The organism is Meridianimarinicoccus sp. MJW13 (genome assembly GCF_014901205.1).
GTDB lineage: Bacteria > Pseudomonadota > Alphaproteobacteria > Rhodobacterales > Rhodobacteraceae > Meridianimarinicoccus.
Genome location: NZ_JACNMU010000004.1, coordinates 319,439 through 335,625, shown reverse-complemented (window position 1 = coordinate 335,625; position 16,187 = coordinate 319,439). Strand labels below are relative to the sequence as shown.

Here is a 16,187-nt window from a genome sequence, read left to right as displayed (position 1 = left end):
GCGGTTGCGGTGCAGGGCGGCCTCGGCCAGTCTGCGGTCATGTTGGGATGTTTGGCGCGAAGCGTGCGGTGGTGTCATCTGGTCGGGGTGCTGGTTTTCCTGGCCTGCGGCGCTGCGCGCGCGGAAGAGGTGACGGTCTTTGCCGCCGCCAGCCTGAAGACCGCGCTGGATGAGGTGGCAACCGGGTGGGAGGCCACGACCGGGCATGACCTTAGGGCGGCCTATGCGGGCAGTTCGGGACTGGCCCGCCAGATCGCCCAAGGCGCCCCTGCCGAGGTGTTCCTTTCGGCCAACACCGCCTGGATGGACTGGCTGGAGGCCGAAGGGGCGATTGATCCGGTCAGCCGCCGCGCGTTGCTGGGCAACCGTCTGGTGCTGGTCGGGCCCACCGGGGCGGCACCGCTGGACCTGTCCGGCCTGACCCGGGACCTGGGCGAAGGGCGGCTGGCGATGGCGCTGGTCGACGCCGTGCCGGCCGGTATCTATGGGCGCGCGGCGCTGGAGAACCTGGGCCTGTGGGCAGAACTTCAGTCGCAGGTGGTGGAAGCCGACAACGTGCGCGCCGCATTGGCGCTGGTGGCGCTTGGGGCGGCGCAGATGGGGATTGTCTATGGCACCGATGCGCAGGCCGAACCGCGGGTTGCGGTGCGCGCCGAGTTCGATCCGCGCAGCCATCCCCCGATCCTTTATCCCGCGGCCCTGATGCCCGACGCCTCGGCGGCGGCAGCGGCCTTTCTGACCTATCTGTCGGGACCAGAGGCCAGCGCGGTGTTCGCGCGCCATGGCTTCACGGTGATGCCATGAGCGGAGCCGGGTTTTCCCCCGAGGTCTGGCAGGCCATCACGCTGTCGCTGAAGGTGTCGTTCTGGGCGGTGGCCGCCAGCCTGCCGTTTGGGATCTTTACCGCCTATGCGCTGGCGCGCTGGCGGTTTCCGGGCAAGGGGCTGGTCAACGGGCTGGTGCATCTGCCGCTGATCCTGCCGCCGGTGGTCACCGGTTATCTGCTGCTGCTGACCTTCGGGCCGCAGGGGCCTCTTGGCCGGGGGCTGGCGGTGCTGGGCCTCGAAGTGGCCTTTCGGTGGACCGGTGCGGCCCTGGCCGCTGCGATCATGGCCTTCCCGCTGATGGTGCGCGCCATCCGCCTGGCCATCGAGGCCGTCGACCCGAAACTGGAAGAGGCCGCAGGAACGCTGGGAGCGCCGCCGCTGTGGGTCTTTGCCACCGTGACCCTGCCGATGGCCGCACCGGGCATCCTGGCCGGGGCGGTTCTGGGCTATGCCAAGGCCATGGGCGAGTTTGGCGCCACCATCACCTTCGTCTCGTCGATCCCCGGCGAGACCCGCACCGTACCTTCGGCCATCTATGCCTTCCTGCAGGTGCCCGGCGCGCAACCGGCGGTCTTCTGGCTGGTGGCCCTGTCGGTAACGGTGGCCATGGCGGCCCTGCTGGTGTCGGAGCTGGTGGCGGCGCGCATCGCGGCACGGGTGGGTGGGCGATGAGTGTTGCCGTCTCCCTGACCCACACCCTGCCGGGCTTTGCGCTGGACGTACGCTTCGAGGCGCCTGACGGGGTCACCGCCCTGTTCGGGCGCTCGGGCTCGGGGAAAACCAGCGTGGTCAATGCAATGGCCGGGTTGCTGCGGCCCGACCGGGGGCGCATTTCGGTGGGTGGCGAGGTTCTTTGCGACACCGACACCGGCCTGTGGCTGCCGCCGCATCGTCGCCGCGTCGGCTATGTGTTTCAGGATGCGCGGCTGTTTCCGCATCTGAACGTGCGGGACAACCTGATCTACGGCCAGCGGTTTTCGCGACGCGGGCGGCGCTCGGGGCTCGATCATGTGGTCGGGCTGCTGGGGTTGGAGGCGCTGCTGGCCCGCCGTCCCGGTGCTCTTTCGGGGGGCGAGCGTCAGCGCGTGGCCATCGGCCGGGCGTTGCTGTCGGACCCGCGCCTGTTGTTGCTGGACGAACCTCTGGCCGCGCTGGACGAGGCCCGCAAGGCCGAGATCCTGCCGCATCTGGAACGGCTGCGCGACGACACCCGCATCCCCATCGTCTTCGTCAGCCATTCGGCCTCGGAAGTGGCGCGGCTGGCGACCACCGTGGTGGCCATGGACGCGGGCCGGGTGGAGCGTGTGGGCCCGGCCACCGAGGTGCTGTCGGATCTCTCGGCGGTGCGCACCATCGGTGTGCGCGAGGCCGGCTCGGTCCTGACCGGGCAGGTGGCGGCGCATCATGCAGACGGGTTGAGCGAGGTACGCGTCTCGGCCGGATCGCTGTTCCTGCCACGGTTTCAGGCCGCCGTGGGGGCGCAAGTGCGCGTGCGGATCGAGGCACAGGACGTGATCCTTTCCCGTGGGCGGCCCGAGGGGTTGTCGGCGTTGAACATTCTTCCCGGCGAGGTCATCGAGATGCGCGGCGGCGCCGGGCCGGGGGTCATGGTACAACTGCGCATCGGTGCCGACCGACTGCTGGCACGGGTCACGCGGCGGTCGGCCGAGGCGCTGAGGCTGGCGCCGGGGGTGCCCTGTCACGCGGTGGCGAAATCGGTCTCGGTGGCGCGGCTGGACGTGGGTGTTGTGGACCCGGCCAATCCGGGCAAGGATCAGGACACGCCCGGTACGGCGGGCGAGGATCAAGATGCGCCCGGCACGGCGGGCGAGGATCAAGATGCGCCCGGCACGGCGGGCGAGGATCAAGATGCGCCCGGCACGGCGGGCGAGGATCAAGATGCGCCCGGCACGGCGGGCGACAACGGGGAGCAAACGCGATGAAGAGCCTTCTGTCGGGAATGGTGATGGCGGTCTTGGCAGGCGCGGCGGGCGCCGAGACGCTGGAAGGCCGGGCGCAGATGCCCTCGGGCGTGAAGGCGCCGGGCGGGGCCAGTTTCGAGGCGGTGCTGGAAGACATCTCGCTGGCCGATGCGCCGGCGGTCGAACTGGGCCGCAGCGCCTTTGCGCCGCCGCAATCCTATGGCTGGCCCTTTGCCATCGACTATGACGCCGCCGGTCTGGATCCGCGCCACCGCTACGCGGTGCGCGGCCGGGTCACAGGGGCGGCGGGGCAGCTTCTGTATGTCACCGACACGGTGGTGCCGGTACTGGACGACGGCACCGACGCCCCGGTCCTGCAACTGGTGGCCGTGGCCGGCGCTGATCAGCCGGTCATCGGGGCACATGGGCTGCGCCTGCCCGCGACCTTCACCGGCATCCTGCCCTGCGCCGATTGCGACGGCATCGCCCATCATCTGGATCTGTGGCCCGACCAGACCTATCACATGCGCCGGGTGTGGCAGGGCAAGGCGCCCCTGTTGACCCGCGACGAGGTCGGGCAATGGTATGTGGATGCGGCGCGCGGTGCACTGGTGTTGCATGGCGCTGCCGAAATGCCGCTGCAATGGGAGATCCAGGGACCGGATCGCCTGCGCGCGCTGGACATGCAGGGCAAGGTGATCGACAGCGACCTGCCCTATGAGTTGGAAAGCACCGGCAGCCTGACGGAAACCGATTTGCAACTGCCCCTGCAGGGGCTGGTCACCACTTTGGCCGATGCCGCGCAATTCGAGGTCTGCCTGACCGGCAAGACCTATCCGGTCGAGATGTCCGGCGACTACCCGGCGCTGGAACGCGCCTATGCCGAAGCCCGCCCGGCCCCCGGCGCGCCACTGATGGCCACGGTCATGGGACGGCTGGAACTGCGCCCGGCGATGGAAGGCCCCGACCGGCGCAGCCTGATCGTGGACCGTTTCGTCAGCGTCTGGCCCGAGGGCAGCTGCGACCGGCACCGGGCTCCGGCGGCGCTTGAGAACACCTATTGGCGGATCGCGCGGCTGAACGGCGAAGCCGTCGCGGCACAGCCGGGCGGGCGCGAGCCGCATCTGTTGCTGCGCGGCGGCGCGGACAGCGCCTATCAGGCAACGGTGGGCTGCAACGGAATGGGCGGCAGCTATGCCCGTGACGGCGAGAACGGCCTGCGTTTCGAACGGGGCCTGTCGACCCTGATGGCCTGTCCCCCGCCGCTGGACGGCTGGGAACAGGCGTTCGCCCAGGTTCTGACCGCCACCCGCCATTGGGAAATCGCGGGTCAAAGCCTGATGCTGCTGGACGAAGACGGCGAAGCGCTGGCGGTGCTCGAAGCCGTCTACCTACCCTGAGCCGGCGGCCCCGACCCAGCGTGCCGCCCCGTCGCAAGATTGCGGTGGCACATCGCGGCATTTTCCGGCACCCCTGAGGGGTGCCCGCAGACCGAGGAAGACCCATGAGCGACACCCGCGCCAAACGCCGTTTCCGTTCGCAAGAGTGGTTTGACAATCCCAACAATCCCGGCATGACCGCGCTTTATATCGAGCGCTATCTGAACCAGGAATACACACGCGGCGAATTGCAAGGCGACCGCCCGGTGGTGGGCATTGCCCAGACCGGCAGCGACCTGGCCCCCTGCAACAAGATCCACGTCTTCCTGATGGATCGCATCAAGGCGGGCATCCGCGACGCGGGCGGCATCCCGATGGAATTTCCGGTGCACCCGATCCAGGAAACCGGCAAGCGGCCCACCGCCGCGCTGGATCGCAACCTGGCCTATCTGTCGCTGGTCGAGGTGCTGCACGGCTATCCCATCGACGGGGTGGTCCTGACCACCGGCTGCGACAAGACCACACCGGCGATGCTGATGGGTGCGGCCACCGTGGATATCCCCGCCATCGCGCTGAACGGCGGGCCGATGCTGGACGGCTGGTGGGACGGCAAGCTGGCCGGGTCCGGCACCATCGTCTGGGAAAGCCGCCGCCTGCTGGCCGAAGGCGCCATCGACTACGAGGAATTCATGAGCCGCGTCTGCGCCTCGGCGCCCTCGCTGGGCCATTGCAACACCATGGGCACCGCCAGCACCATGAACGCCATGGCCGAAGCCCTGGGCATGACTTTGCCCGGCAACGCGGCCATTCCCGCCCCCTTCCGCGAACGCATGGCCATGGCCTATGAAACCGGACGGCGGGCGGTGGAAATGGTGCTGGAGGATCTCAAACCCTCCGACATCCTGACCCGTGAAAGCTTTGAAAACGCCATTCTGGTCAATGCCGCCATCGGCGGTTCCACCAACGCGCCGCCGCATCTTCAGGCCATCGCGCGCCATGCCGGGGTGGAGCTGACCGTGAAGGACTGGGAAACCGTCGGCTTCGACATTCCGCTGCTGGTCAACATGCAGCCCGCCGGCGCCTATCTGGGCGAACGGTTTTACCGCGCTGGCGGGGTGCCGGCGGTGATGGGCGAACTGCTGGCGGCAGGCCGTCTGCACGCAGACGCGCACTCGGCCACCGGCACCACCATGGCCGCGGCCCTGGGCAATGCGCGCAGCACCGACACCGAGGTGATCCGCCCCTACGACACTCCGCTGCGCGGAAACGCGGGCTTCCTTGTCTTGTCGGGCAACCTGTTCGACAGCGCCCTGATGAAGACCAGCGTGATTTCAAAGGACTTCCGCGCGCGCTTCCTGTCCGAACCGGGGCAGGAAAACATCTTCGAGGCCCGCGCCGTGGTCTTCGAAGGCCCCGAGGATTACCACGAACGGATCAACGACCCGGCGCTGGAGATCGACGACCGCACCATCCTGTTCATCCGTGGCGTCGGCTGCGTCGGCTATCCCGGCTCGGCCGAGGTGGTCAACATGCTGCCCCCCGACGCGCTGGTGCGAGCCGGCGTCAACCACCTGCCGACCGTGGGCGACGGCCGGCAATCGGGCACCTCTGAAAGCCCTTCGATCCTGAACGCCAGCCCCGAAAGCGTGGTCGGCGGCGGCCTTGCGCTGCTGCAAACCGGCGACCGGGTGCGGCTGGACCTCAACACCTCCAGCTTGAACGCGCTGGTGTCCGAGGAGGACTGGGCCGCCCGCCGCGCCGCCTGGACGCCGCCCCAACTGCATCACCAGACCCCGTGGCAAGAAATCTACCGTACCCATGTGGGCCAACTGGCCGAGGGCGGCTGCCTGGAACTGGCCACCGCCTATCACAAGGTCGCCCGCGACCTTCCACGCGACAATCACTAGACCAGCCAAGACTTCGGAGACACAGATGACCGGATCCATCCTCATCACCGGCGCGGGCCGGGGCATCGGCAAGGCCTGCGCCACCGCCTTTCTGAACGCAGGCTGGAAGGTGGGCCTCGTGGGCCGCACCGCCGCAGCCCTGGAAGGCGTGGCCGCAGGCCATGACACAGCCCTTGTCCTGCCCTGCGATGTCTCCGACGAAGAGGCCGTTGCGGCTAATTTCGCCCGCGCCCATCAGCACCGGGGCCATCTCGACGCGCTGTTCAACAATGCCGGGGTCTCGATCATCGGCACCAGCTTCGAAGATCTCTCGGTCGCCGACTTCCGCCGCCTGATCGACATCAACCTCACCGGCAGCTTCATCTGTGCCCATGCGGCCTTCCGCCTGATGAAGGACCAGACCCCGCAAGGGGGCCGGATCATCAACAACGGCTCGATCTCGGCGCATGTGCCGCGCTGGGGCTCGGCGCCCTATACCTGCTCGAAACACGCCATCACCGGGCTGACCCGGTCGATCTCGCTCGATGGCCGCCCCTACAACATCGCCTGCGGCCAGATCGACATCGGCAACGCCCGCACCGAGATGATCGCCCCCAAGGCCGGGGCCCTGAAACAGGCTGACGGGCGCACCATGGCCGAACCGCTGATGGATGTGGACAACGTCGCCCGCTCGGTGCTGCACATGGCCAGCCTGCCGCTGGACGCCAACATTCAGTTCATGACCGTCATGGCCACCGCGATGCCCTATATCGGCCGCGGCTGACCCCGGCGCCCGGCTGCGTTCGTGCGTCGACGCGCCCTTCTTCTTGGCAAAAATACTCCCGCCTGAGGCAAGAAATCCCGCCCGCAGGGCGGCTACAGGATCTTGCCGATCCGCGCCAGCGCCTCGGTGATCTGCTCCAGGCTCGCGGCATAGGAAAACCGCACGAACCCCTCTCCGAACTTGCCGAAACTGGTGCCCGACACCGTCGCCACCCCGGCCTCGGTCAGGAACCGGTCCTGCGCTTCGCGCGCCGTCAGACCGGTGCCCTCGATGTTGGGGAAGGCATAGAAGGCGCCGCCCGCATCGGCGCAGCGCACGCCGGGCAGCGCGTTCAGCCCGGCCACGATCACCTGCCGCCGTTCGTCGAATTTCGCCACCATGTCGCGCACCGCATCCTGCGGTCCGGTCAGCGCCGCAAGCCCCGCGTATTGCGCCGCGGCATTGACGCAGGAATGGTCGTTGATGCACAGCCGTGTCACCGCATCGACCATCGCCTTCGGCCAGACCGCGAAGCCCAGCCGCCAGCCGGTCATCGCATAGGTCTTGGACCAGCCGTCCAGCAGGATCAGCCGGTCGCGGATCTCGGGATAGCTCAGCAGGCTCACATGCGACCGGCCGCCGTACAGCATCTGGGAATAGATCTCGTCCGACATCAGCACCACGTCCGGCCAGTCCGCCAGCCCCGCCACCAACTTGTCGATCTCGACCTTGGGCGTGACCCCGCCGGTGGGGTTGGCGGGCGAGTTGATGATGATCAGCCGGGTCGCCGGGGTGATCTGCGCCAGCACATCTTCAGCGGAAAACGCGAAACCCTGCGACTCCTCCAGCGCGATCGGCACCGGCGTCGCGCCGGAATAGCGGATGACGCTTTCATAGATCGGAAAGCCCGGGTTGGGATACATGATCTCGACACCGGGCTCGCCCAGCAGCATCACCGCGAAGAACATGGTGGGTTTGCCGCCGGGCACCACCACCACGCAATCGGGGTCGACCTCGGCCCCATGTCGACGGTGCAGATCGGCGGCCACCGCCTCGCGCAGCACCGGCAGGCCGTTGGCCGGCGTATAGCCATGATGACCGTCGCGCAGCGCCTTGATGCCGGCCTCGACGATATGCTCGGGCGTGCGGAAATCCGGCTGGCCGATGCCGAGGTTGATGATGTCGCGCCCCTCGGCGGCCAGCTTGTTGGCCCGCGCCAGAACCTCGAAGGCCGACTCGGTGCCCAGCCGCGCCGCACTTTGTGCCAGTTTGATCATCATGCTCCCCTGTTTCCTGCCTTGCGTTTGCGCCACCAATGCCCCCTTCTGGATCAAAGGAAAAGGGGGAGATTGACCATGGCCACCATCGGCTTTCTGGGCACCGGGGAGATTGCCGCCTGCATGGTGCGCGCGCTGGCCGGCCAGGGCCATCGCCTCCGGGTCAGCGATCGCAACGCCGATGTTGCGGCGGAACTGGCCGCCCTGCCCGAAGTCTCGGTGCATCCCAATGACGAGGTCGTCGCCCAAAGCGAGGTGGTGATCCTGTGCCTGATGGCCAGGGTGGCGCGGCAGGTGCTGGCGGAGCTGCCGTGGCGCGCGGACCAGTCGGTGATCTCGGTCATGGTGGATGTGCCGCTGGCCGATCTGCACCGGCTGTGTGCGCCGGTCCCCGACATCGCCCTGACCATCCCGATGCCCTTCATCGAACAGGGCGGCTGTCCGTTGCCGGTGTATCCCGAAAGCGCGGCACTGCGTCAGATCTTCGGCCCGCGCAACCTGATCCTGCCGGTGGACAGCGAAACAGCGCTGAACGCCCATTTCGCCGCCAGCGCGCTCAGCGCCCCGCTGCTGGAACTCCTCGCCCTCGGGTCGGCCTGGCTGGCCGAGGAAACCGGCGATCCTGCCGGGGCCGAAGCCTATGTGGCCGCCCTGTTCAAGGGCTACATGTCGCCCGACGGATCGGGTCATCATTTCCTGGGCCTGCTGGAAAGCCTGGCCACCGAGGGCGGGTTGAACGCCACCCTGCGGGCGCGGATGGCGCAGGCCGGGGTGCCCGAAACCCTGATCGACGCCATGGACGGGCTGCGGCCCCGGCTGGGGTTGGCCACCCGCTAGGCGGGGCCTAGGGCAGCATCATGCCGCGCAGGGCGAAGAAGAACAGCCCGGCCAGGAAGGCCGCCACCGGCACGGTGATGATCCAGGCCGACACGATCTTCAGCAGCGACGAGCGTTTGACCAGTTGCCGCTTCAGCGCCTGACGCAACTCCTTGCGCTGCGCCTTGGTGATGACGGCCTCGGCACCCATCTGCTTCAACCGGTCCAGCATGTCGGATTTGGCTTCCGGCGGCAAATTCTCGAAGTCGCGCAGAACCCGCTCGACCTCTTCGAAATTCTGGTCGCCGCGGTGCTGGGCCAAGACGTTTTCGACCACGCTGTGCATCCGCTTTTCCAGGAATTCGCGCAGGAACCCGACGCCGAACACCGCCCCCAGGGCCACATGGGTCGACGAGATCGGCATCCCCAGCTGGCTGGCGATGATGACGGTGATGGCGGCTGACAGGGCGATGCAGAAAGCGCGCGAGCGGTCCAACTCGGTGATTTCGGACCCCACCGTGCGGATCAGCTTGGGGCCGAACAGGGCCAGCCCGACCGAGATCCCCAGCGCGCCGATGCCCATGACCCACAGCGGAATGGAGACGCTGCCGCCGCCCTCGACATCGCCCTCGGTCAGAACATCCACGATCCCGGCCAGCGGACCCACCGCGTTGGCCACGTCATTGGCGCCATGGGCAAAGCTCAGCAGCGCCGCGGCGAAGATCAGCGGCAGCGTGAACAGCCGGTTCACGCCAGCACGGTCGCTGGTCAGATGCGGCGCCGCGCGCCGGATGATCGGCGTCACGATCACCCACGTCAGCAGTGCCGCCACCAGCCCCAGCATGACCGCCACCGGGAAAGAAATCGACACGATCCTGGAGATGCCCTTCAGGCACAGGTAGGTGGTGAAGGCCCAGGCCATGATGGCGATCATCACCGGCACCACGGATTTCGCCGCCTCCAGGGGATCCTTCTTGTAGAACACCAGTCGCTTGAGGGAGTAGAGCGTCAGCGCCGCGACGATGCCGCCGGTTACCGGCGAGATCACCCAGCTCAGCGCGATCTTGCCCATGGAATCCCAGTTGACGATGTCCCAGCCCGCCGCGGCAATCCCCGCGCCCATGACGCCGCCGACGATGGAATGCGTGGTCGAGACCGGGGCACCCAGCCAGGTGGCGAGGTTCAGCCAGATCGCCGCGCCCAGAAGCGCCCCCATCATCACCCAGACAAACGTGATGGAATCTGGGATGTCTTCGGGGTCGATGATGCCCTTCTTGACCGTCTTGACCACGTCGCCGCCGGCGATGATGGCGCCTGCGGCCTCGAACACCGCCGCAATGACGATGGCGCCGGTCAGGGTCAGGGCGAAGGAGCCGACCGCCGGACCGACGTTGTTGGCCACGTCGTTGGCGCCGATGTTCAGCGCCATATAGGCCCCGATCACCGCCGCGGCGACCAGCAGGTAGGATTGCTCCACATGGGCGAACTTGGTGCCGGCATAGATCATCACGGCCACGATGAAGAGGATCGCCGTGCCCAGTCGCCCCACTTCGGACCGGCTCAGATCCGCCGCGCTTTCTATCTTTAGATAGTCTCTGACCTTCACTGCCCACACCCCCGTCAGCGCCATCGCTCCGGCAGACCCTGGCAGGGCATCTGGACCGGAATCGACTCAATGCGGCGCGACCTTACGCAGACCGCTCACAAAATGGATTTGAGATGTGTCATGGCGGGCCGCGCGCGATGCCGGTTGTATCAATTATACGACACATTTGTGTCGCATTCCGGAAGTTAAGAGAGTCTTCAGAACAAGTCCCGCGGGTGCGGCTACATCTCCAGCCGCCAGAACCGGAACCGCGACTGACCGGTCACCTCGCGCACCAGTCCCAGATCCTCGAACCGCAGCATGTTGCGCTGCACCGCGGCGCGCGACGCGCCGGTTTCGCTTTCCAGCATTGGCGCCGAGACCAGCGGCCAGGCCATCAGCGCGTTGACCAGCTGTTTCGGGGTGCGGCCCGACATGCCGGCGGTGCGTTCGACAGCCAGCGCCTGCCAGCGGCTCAGCCGGTCGGCCTCCATCAACCCGCGCAGGGCGGCCTGTTCGATGCCGCGCAACCAGGCCGCCAGACGGTCGCGGGCATCGCCAACCCCGGTCAGGGCGCTGCCGCTGCCCATGGCCAGCGGCACGAATCCCAGCCCCCCCGCGCGCAGCACCTGCCCGCCCAGCCGCGCCGCCATCACCGCGCCTTCCAGTTGCGCATTTTCCCCTGACAGCCCGCGCCGCCGCCAGCCGTGCCAGGCCAGGGCCGCACGGATCAGGGGATGCAGGCCCTTGCCGCTGTCGACCTCGGTGCGCCAATCCTGCGCCAGTGCGTCGAATTCAGACCCCATGGGCCGCACGCTCAGATCGATGTCCAGACTGTCATCGCGCCGGGCGCGGCCCAGAAACCCGGGCAGATCCTCAAGATCGGCCTGCAGGTCGCCACCGCGATCCAGCCGCCGCACGGCCCAGGCGGCGCGGGCCAGAACCGAGGCATCCTCGCCCACCGCGGCCAGCCGCAGCACCAGATAAAGCGCCAGCCGGTCCACCGTCACCCGGTCTCCCAGATGCCAGCACAGTTCGGCCACTTCCGAACAGATCAGCCGTTGCCGCAACCCGCCGGGGCCGATCCGCACCCGTTCGTCCAGCGCGCCCAGGGCCAGGGCCGCCCGAGCCAGGGGGTCCGACAGATCCGCCTGCGCCTGCGCCCAGGATCCGGCGCGCAAGTCGGGGCCGGTCTGTCGCGGCGCGGCCCAGGGCATGTCGGCGGGATCTTCGTCCAGTGGCGTCGGCATGAACCACAGGTCTTCCTCCTCCGGTCCGCCCTCGTCATAGGGGCTGGTGGGGGTCAGATCGTCCGGGATCGGCGCGTCAGGATCGGGGGGCAAGGCCATGCCCCCACCTTACGACGCGGGCAGCGGAGTTCAACGCTTGCCGCGCATCGTCCCGCCCATGCGCCGGAACCAGCCCAGCGGCCACAGCAACGCCAGCGCGCCGCCCAGCCCCAGAAGCGTCGGCGGCAGCGGCACCGGCGCGGTGATGCCCAGCCGTTGCTGCGCCACCGCTGTGCCCAGGACGGTCCGCACCACCGCGGTTCCCCCCGACAGCCCGTTGTAGCGGTTCAGCGCGAAACCGGTCACGCCCTGCGTCACCGGCAGGTTGGGCAGACCGGTCGCCGTGCCGAAATCATCATAGCGCGCGCCGGTATAAGAGATCGTGGCGCCGATGCCCGCCAGCAAGGCGTTATAGCCGGTCAGCACTGTCGCATTGGAAGCCTCGGCCACCACGATCACATTGCCGGTGTCGAACAGGAAATCCCGGATCGCCTCCTGCTCGGGCAACGCATAGACCAGCGCCCCGTTGTAAAAGGCGGTCAGGATCAGCAGATCGACGCCCGACAGCAGGGCCGAGGTCACCGGTCCCGCCACCACCGTCGCGGTCTGGCCCGGCTGGGCGTTGATGTGGTCCTGCAAGCGGCCCAGTTGCGCCCGCTCGCGGGCGATCACCACCGTGTTGCCGCGCCCGAGCAGGTTGTCGAACATCGGCTGGTTGGCCTCGACCCCGGCATTCACATCGCCCATGACGGTCAGGGTTCCGGCCCGGGCGGCCTGACCGCCCACCGTCAGGGCCAGCAGCCCCGCCGCCAGGGATGAAAGGATCCGGCCCCCGGCCGGGCGAAGAAACTGTGGCACGATTTACGCTCCCATCTGCGGTTCGGTCGGGAACCTCGATAGGACAGGCGGTCTTGCAACAGGGTTAATCCTCGGCCCCAAAGCCTGCAAAAAAAACCGCGGGGGGTCGCCCCCCGCGGTCGGAAAGGTCCGTCGATCAGACCAGCACGCTCACCGAGTCGCCGCCATTGTAGAGCGTCAGGGCATAGCCGCTGCCCGCCGCGCTGACGTCGATCCAGTCTTCGATGTCCAGCGCCAGAAGCTCGGCGTCGGAGGTCGCGAAAACCTTGGTCGGGCCATAGAAGTTGAACTGCAACCGGTCGGCCTGGCTGAAGTCCAGATCGGTGATCACATGGGAATCGCCGTCCTGCATCCGCCGGGCGTCGAAGATGAAGGTATCGGCGCCCGCGTTGCCGGTCGCGGTGTCCTGTCCGAACCGCAGGCGCACGGTGTCATCGCCTGCCCCGCCCTGCAGGGTGTCGTCCTGCCGCCAACCCGCCAGGTTCAGCGGCGCGGTATTGGCAATGGTCAGCCGCGCCACCAGCGGATCATGGTCCGAAGCCCGTGACGCGGTTTCGGCGAACTCCGAATTCACATGCACCGCATCGAACTCGGCCCCGCCCTGCAGCCCGCCACTGACCAGAATGTGGTCCAGCGACTGGCTGTTGCCCTGGAAGCCATAGCTGTAGCGTTCGACCTCGGGCAGGGTTTCGGTCAGGTTGTACAGCACCTGTTCGGGCACAGTGATCGGATCCTTGGTGGGATCGCCCGCATCCAGCGTCTGGCTGCCTTCGATGATCCTCAGCGGCGACACGAACTCGAACTCGTTCATGTCGCCCAGAACCACCACATGGGCCCCCGGATCGCCCGCCAGCACGGTATCGACGAAGTCATTGACCTCTTGCGCCTGCGCCCGGCGTTCATCCAGCGAGCCGTTGACGGTGATGTCCTCCTGCCGCGCCCCGAAGTCCTGCGAGGTGCCCATGATCGGGGCCGAGCCGCCCTTGGACGACAGGTGGTTGTTCACCACGGTCACGGTTTCGCCGTTGAAGGTGAAATCCGCCGCCAGCGGCAGGCGCGCGCCGTCAAAGGTCTGCCCCGGCGCCTGACTGCCCACGGCCTGCACCGAACCCGCCACCAGATCAACCCGCGCGTCGTTGTACAGGAACGCGGTGCGGATGTTGCCACCGGGGAAGCCCCCAGACTGATCCTCGCCGATAAACGTGTTGTCGATGAAGCTGTAGGTCGGCCCGCCCGCCGCGGTGATCGCATCCACCAGCATCTGCAAGGTCACATCAGCCGAGGTCACCCCGGTGCCGGTGCCACCCAGCGTGCCGTTGTTGTCCTGCACCTCTTGCAGGCCGATGATGTCGGGTGCGGCCATGTTGGCGACGATCTGCGCCGCGATGGCGTCGAAGCGCCCGTCGGCCACATCGGCGTCGCTATCGGTGTCCTCGGGATCGAGGTTCAGCACGTTGTAGCTGGCCACCGTCAACTGGGTTTCCGATCCGGTCAGCGTCGTGGTCTCGGCGGTCAGCCCCGAGGCGGTGATCTGCGGGGTGAAATCGGCGGTCGGGTAGATCTCGAAATTGCCGAAACCATAGCCCATGACCCCGGTCACATCGCCCAGCAGCGCGCCGGTGTCGACCTGCGGGAAGGCGAAGTTGAGGATGCCGCTGTCGGCGTTGATCTGGATCTTCTCGGGGTTGAAGTCATCGGCGGCGATGTTCAGCGTGTCGCGGACGCTCAGCCCGGTGGCGCCAGCCCCCTGATCGACCACGGCGAAGATCTCTCCGAAGCGGTTGGTGCCGCTGACCGCCAGCAGATCCTGCGCGGTGACCAGCATCCCTTCAAGGCTTTCGAAGAAGTCGATGCCGTCCAGATCGGGATCGAAGCTGGTGAAGGCATCGTCGTCGATGCTGCCGGTGACCGGCACCCGTCCGCCTTGCCCGATCACCGTGGCCGCGGGCAGCCCGTTGCCGCTGCTTTGCAGGGTGATCGACGGGCTGGACAGTTGCGTCGTGGACAGGTTGCCCGAACTGCTGCCGCCCGGCGTGAATTCCGACACCGTGCCCGAGACGTTCAACTCATCGCCGACCGAGACCCCCGGCGCGCTGCCGGTAAAGACGAACAGCGCGTCCGAGGTGGCCACATCGCCATCGCCCGCCGCGTCCTGCAGGTAGAAGCCGTTGGTGTCCACCGCCGTCACGATGCCCGAGGTCATCACCGCAGTTCCCAGGATGGGAGACGTATGGGCCTTGCCCTGGATGTCATAGATCGCGGTCAGGGTCGGGCCGGTGCCGCCGCCGCCGGTAAAGCTGGGGTTGACCGCGCCGAAGCTGTTGACGGCCGAGGTCGGATCGCTGTCAAAGTCGGACCCGGACAGAACCGTGCCATCCAGCGCGATCACATTGCCGCCATCAGGGTCGTTCAGCGCGTACCAGTCATCGGTGGTGCCATCGCGGAAGATCAGCTTGGGCTCATCGCCGGTATAGGTAAAATCCGCCCCGCCCAGGGCCGCACCCTGCACGAAGGCTTCGTCGGCGGTGCTGTCGGGCATACCGATGGCGTCCAGCACATTGCCAAAGATCGACGCATTGGCCCCGGTATAGCTGTCCCCGACATTGGCCGTGGCGGTGGCGTCGGTCAGCACCAGCGTGAAGCTGGGGTTTTCCAGATCGGGAATGCTGACGGTCAGCAGCCCGTTGCCGTCGAAGGTGCCGGAAATGGCGGCCTTGCGGTCGACCGATTGCGGCAGGCCGAAATCGGCTTCGATCGAATACAGGAACCCCGAGAAACTGGTGCCCGCCACCCCCTTGATTTCGACCGACACGGTGGCCGGGTCGCTGCCGAAAGGATTGGGCTCGATCTCGTTGATGATGGCGATACCGCCGGTGCCCTGCGTCGGGTTGGGCGCGCCGAAGGTGGTGCCGACCAGCGGGCTGACGTCGAACAGGCTGGGATCGACCGAGTTGCCGTCAATGTCGATAACTTCGCCGAAATCCGGGTCGTTGACCGCGAACCACGCGCGCGAGACGCCATCGCGGAAGATCAGCTTCGGCTCATCGCCGGTATAGGCGAAATCCGCCCCGCCCAGGGCCGCACCCTGCACGAAGGCTTCGTCGGCGGTGCTGTCGGGCATACCGATGGCGTCCAGCACATTGCCAAAGATCGACGCATTGGCCCCGGTATAGCTGTCCCCGACATTGGCCATTGCGGTGGCGTCGCTCAGCACCAGCGTGAAGCTGGGGTTTTCCAGATCGGGGATGCTGACGCTCAACAGGCCGTTCACATCGAAGGTGCCGGAAATGGCGGCCTTGCGGTCGACCGATTGCGGCAGGCCGAAATCGGCTTCGATCGAATACAGGAAGCCGGAAAAACTGCTGCCCGGTGTGCCCAGGATCTCGACCATCACATTGGCCGGATCGGAGCCAAAGGGGTTGGGCTCAATTTCGTTGATCAGAACGGTGGACATCGTGAATCTCCTCAAGGGCAATGAAGCTGCCGGTGACATTCAATTAGTGCTGTGCCGCCATTATGAACGCAATTTTAATCTTCTGTGAAGAACATGCGTGATATTTTCCACGCAGGAAACCCGTACGGCAA

At 67.2% G+C, this 16,187-nt stretch carries 12 protein-coding genes; 7 read left to right on the top strand and 5 right to left on the bottom strand.

All coding sequences use genetic code 11. The features are described from left to right. The first annotated feature begins 39 nt into the window (after window positions 1–39). The 6 genes from modA (at window position 40) to H8B03_RS09365 (ending at window position 6,798) form a co-directional block, all read left to right on the top strand. Window positions 40–804, top strand: coding sequence for a molybdate ABC transporter substrate-binding protein (gene modA / locus H8B03_RS09390; RefSeq protein WP_193141476.1), 765 nt, complete (start codon window positions 40–42; stop codon window positions 802–804). Beyond that, the gene (modB, locus tag H8B03_RS09385) at window positions 801–1,499 is read left to right on the top strand and encodes a molybdate ABC transporter permease subunit (protein WP_193141475.1); all 699 of its coding nucleotides are present in this window, start codon (window positions 801–803) and stop codon (window positions 1,497–1,499) included. The genes modA and modB overlap by 4 nt, the downstream gene beginning before the upstream one ends. Next, window positions 1,496–2,770, top strand: a complete 1,275-nt coding sequence (gene modC / locus H8B03_RS09380) for a molybdenum ABC transporter ATP-binding protein (protein ID WP_193141474.1) — start codon at window positions 1,496–1,498, stop codon at window positions 2,768–2,770. Before modB ends, modC begins: the two co-directional genes overlap by 4 nt. After that, complete coding sequence (locus H8B03_RS09375) at window positions 2,767–4,149, top strand: META domain-containing protein (protein WP_193141473.1); 1,383 nt, start codon at window positions 2,767–2,769, stop codon at window positions 4,147–4,149. Before modC ends, H8B03_RS09375 begins: the two co-directional genes overlap by 4 nt. A gap of 104 nt (window positions 4,150–4,253) precedes the next feature. Beyond that, window positions 4,254–6,035, top strand: coding sequence for an IlvD/Edd family dehydratase (locus H8B03_RS09370; RefSeq protein ID WP_193141472.1), 1,782 nt, complete (start codon window positions 4,254–4,256; stop codon window positions 6,033–6,035). Between the two features lie 25 nt (window positions 6,036–6,060). Further along, window positions 6,061–6,798: an SDR family oxidoreductase gene (locus H8B03_RS09365; protein WP_193141471.1), complete on the top strand. Its 738-nt coding sequence runs from the start codon at window positions 6,061–6,063 to the stop codon at window positions 6,796–6,798. A 92-nt stretch (window positions 6,799–6,890) separates the two neighbouring features. On the opposite strand, the gene H8B03_RS09360 is transcribed toward H8B03_RS09365, so the two are convergent. Further along, complete coding sequence (locus H8B03_RS09360; protein ID WP_193141470.1) at window positions 6,891–8,057, bottom strand: pyridoxal phosphate-dependent aminotransferase; 1,167 nt, start codon at window positions 8,055–8,057, stop codon at window positions 6,891–6,893. 75 nt (window positions 8,058–8,132) lie between these two features. On the opposite strand from H8B03_RS09360, the gene H8B03_RS09355 reads away from it, so the two are divergent. Continuing rightward, complete coding sequence (locus tag H8B03_RS09355; RefSeq protein WP_193141469.1) at window positions 8,133–8,891, top strand: NAD(P)-binding domain-containing protein; 759 nt, start codon at window positions 8,133–8,135, stop codon at window positions 8,889–8,891. A gap of 7 nt (window positions 8,892–8,898) precedes the next feature. On the opposite strand, the gene H8B03_RS09350 is transcribed toward H8B03_RS09355, so the two are convergent. The 4 genes from H8B03_RS09350 to H8B03_RS09335 form a co-directional block, all read right to left on the bottom strand. Continuing rightward, window positions 8,899–10,476 (bottom strand): inorganic phosphate transporter, encoded by a 1,578-nt coding sequence (locus tag H8B03_RS09350; RefSeq protein ID WP_319022460.1) that lies wholly within the window; start codon window positions 10,474–10,476, stop codon window positions 8,899–8,901. Window positions 10,477–10,697: 221 nt separating this feature from the next. After that, window positions 10,698–11,804, bottom strand: a complete 1,107-nt coding sequence (locus H8B03_RS09345; protein ID WP_193141467.1) for a helix-turn-helix domain-containing protein — start codon at window positions 11,802–11,804, stop codon at window positions 10,698–10,700. Between the two features lie 30 nt (window positions 11,805–11,834). Next, a complete protein-coding gene (locus tag H8B03_RS09340) occupies window positions 11,835–12,602 on the bottom strand; it encodes a hypothetical protein (protein ID WP_193141466.1) in 768 nt (255 codons plus the stop codon). Between the two features lie 136 nt (window positions 12,603–12,738). Continuing rightward, window positions 12,739–16,056: an endonuclease/exonuclease/phosphatase family protein gene (locus H8B03_RS09335; RefSeq protein ID WP_193141465.1), complete on the bottom strand. Its 3,318-nt coding sequence runs from the start codon at window positions 16,054–16,056 to the stop codon at window positions 12,739–12,741. Window positions 16,057–16,187: the final 131 nt, after the last annotated feature.

Bases quoted from the DNA above. Each gene is read 5' to 3' on its own strand.
- H8B03_RS09355 (WP_193141469.1), top strand. From the start codon at position 8,133: ATGGCCACCATCGGCTTTCTGGGCACCGGGGAGATTGCCGCCTGCATG.
- H8B03_RS09345 (WP_193141467.1), bottom strand. From the start codon at position 11,804: ATGGCCTTGCCCCCCGATCCTGACGCGCCGATCCCGGACGATCTGACC.
- modB (WP_193141475.1), top strand. From the start codon at position 801: ATGAGCGGAGCCGGGTTTTCCCCCGAGGTCTGGCAGGCCATCACGCTG.
- H8B03_RS09370 (WP_193141472.1), top strand. From the start codon at position 4,254: ATGAGCGACACCCGCGCCAAACGCCGTTTCCGTTCGCAAGAGTGGTTT.
- H8B03_RS09335 (WP_193141465.1), bottom strand. From the start codon at position 16,056: ATGTCCACCGTTCTGATCAACGAAATTGAGCCCAACCCCTTTGGCTCC.
- H8B03_RS09365 (WP_193141471.1), top strand. From the start codon at position 6,061: ATGACCGGATCCATCCTCATCACCGGCGCGGGCCGGGGCATCGGCAAG.
- H8B03_RS09375 (WP_193141473.1), top strand. From the start codon at position 2,767: ATGAAGAGCCTTCTGTCGGGAATGGTGATGGCGGTCTTGGCAGGCGCG.
- modA (WP_193141476.1), top strand. From the start codon at position 40: ATGTTGGGATGTTTGGCGCGAAGCGTGCGGTGGTGTCATCTGGTCGGG.
- modC (WP_193141474.1), top strand. From the start codon at position 1,496: ATGAGTGTTGCCGTCTCCCTGACCCACACCCTGCCGGGCTTTGCGCTG.
- H8B03_RS09360 (WP_193141470.1), bottom strand. From the start codon at position 8,057: ATGATGATCAAACTGGCACAAAGTGCGGCGCGGCTGGGCACCGAGTCG.